Raw genomic sequence first — 2,238 nt, forward strand, 5'->3', positions numbered from 1 at the left:
AATCAATCGAACTATGTATTTAATATTAGAAACGGCGATATCGTATTTCTGTGAAAGATTCTTTAAGCTTTCACCTTGTTTTCTTAGTTGATAAATTTCTATTTTATCTTCATAAGTTAATTTCATAAAAAAACACCCCAAAAGTTAGATTTTTTATGTCTAACTTTTGGGGTGCAGTACAAAAAAACTACAGTCTTTTCTATTGAGTAAGAAAATATAAAAAAAGTTCTAAAAAAGACTTGCAAACAGAAGCTAGCTATGGTAAATTATAAACACTGTTAACGAACGTTCGCGTTTGAAGCGTTTGAAATAAATTAAAAAAATTGTTGACAGTAAAAAATGCCTATGATAATATATAGGAGTTGTCGCGATAAGCGACGTTGACCTTTGAAAACTAAACAAAGAAGACAAACCAAATGTGTAGGGACTTCACGAAAGTGAAGAAACAACAATTTCTTTTCTCTAAGGAGAAAAACAATAAGTCAGTAATTAAAATGAGCTTTCAAAAGCTTATGAATGTATTTTCATGAGAGTTTGATCCTGGCTCAGGACGAACGCTGGCGGCGTGCCTAATACATGCAAGTCGAACGAGAGCGACCGGTGCTTGCACTGGTCAATCTAGTGGCGAACGGGTGAGTAACACGTGGGTAACCTGCCCATCAGAGGGGGATAACATTCGGAAACGGATGCTAAAACCGCATAGGTTCTACAGTCGCATGACTGAAGAAGGAAAAGAGGCTTCGGCTTCTGCTGATGGATGGACCCGCGGTGCATTAGCTAGTTGGTGAGGTAACGGCTCACCAAGGCCGTGATGCATAGCCGACCTGAGAGGGTGATCGGCCACATTGGGACTGAGACACGGCCCAAACTCCTACGGGAGGCAGCAGTAGGGAATCTTCCGCAATGGACGCAAGTCTGACGGAGCAACGCCGCGTGAGTGAAGAAGGATTTCGGTTCGTAAAACTCTGTTGTTAGAGAAGAACAGCGCATAGAGTAACTGTTATGCGTGTGACGGTATCTAACCAGAAAGCCACGGCTAACTACGTGCCAGCAGCCGCGGTAATACGTAGGTGGCAAGCGTTGTCCGGATTTATTGGGCGTAAAGCGAGCGCAGGCGGTCAATTAAGTCTGATGTGAAAGCCCCCGGCTCAACCGGGGAGGGTCATTGGAAACTGGTTGACTTGAGTGCAGAAGAGGAGAGTGGAATTCCATGTGTAGCGGTGAAATGCGTAGATATATGGAGGAACACCAGTGGCGAAGGCGACTCTCTGGTCTGTAACTGACGCTGAGGCTCGAAAGCGTGGGTAGCAAACAGGATTAGATACCCTGGTAGTCCACGCCGTAAACGATGAGTGCTAAGTGTTGGAGGGTTTCCGCCCTTCAGTGCTGCAGTTAACGCATTAAGCACTCCGCCTGGGGAGTACGACCGCAAGGTTGAAACTCAAAGGAATTGACGGGGACCCGCACAAGCGGTGGAGCATGTGGTTTAATTCGAAGCAACGCGAAGAACCTTACCAAGTCTTGACATCCTTTGACCACTCTAGAGATAGAGCTTTCCCTTCGGGGACAAAGTGACAGGTGGTGCATGGTTGTCGTCAGCTCGTGTCGTGAGATGTTGGGTTAAGTCCCGCAACGAGCGCAACCCTTATTACTAGTTGCCAGCATTGAGTTGGGCACTCTAGTGAGACTGCCGGTGACAAACCGGAGGAAGGTGGGGATGACGTCAAATCATCATGCCCCTTATGACTTGGGCTACACACGTGCTACAATGGATGGTACAACGAGCAGCGAACTCGCGAGGGTAAGCGAATCTCTTAAAGCCATTCTCAGTTCGGATTGTAGGCTGCAACTCGCCTACATGAAGCCGGAATCGCTAGTAATCGCGGATCAGCACGCCGCGGTGAATACGTTCCCGGGTCTTGTACACACCGCCCGTCACACCACGAGAGTTTGTAACACCCAAAGTCGGTGAGGTAACCTTATGGAGCCAGCCGCCTAAGGTGGGATAGATGATTGGGGTGAAGTCGTAACAAGGTAGCCGTATCGGAAGGTGCGGCTGGATCACCTCCTTTCTAAGGATAACATCTAATGTTAAGGCGTTAGATGAATACGGAACCCTACCGGTTGAAATCTTTGTTTAGTTTTGAGAGGTTAACTCTCAACTCGACCTTTGAAAACTGAATACTATATCACAAATTTAAACCAAAAATTTACCGAGAGTTAGAGAAATCTAACAAA

1 rRNA gene is annotated in these 2,238 nt (G+C 46.1%); it reads left to right on the top strand.

The features are described 5' to 3' along the window. Positions 1-522 precede the first annotated feature (522 nt). Positions 523-2,072 (top strand): 16S ribosomal RNA (locus HMPREF0446_RS01830). Positions 2,073-2,238: the final 166 nt, after the last annotated feature.

The sequence above is a fragment of the Granulicatella elegans ATCC 700633 genome (genome assembly GCF_000162475.2).
In the GTDB taxonomy this organism is placed as follows: Bacteria; Bacillota; Bacilli; order Lactobacillales; family Aerococcaceae; genus Granulicatella; species Granulicatella elegans.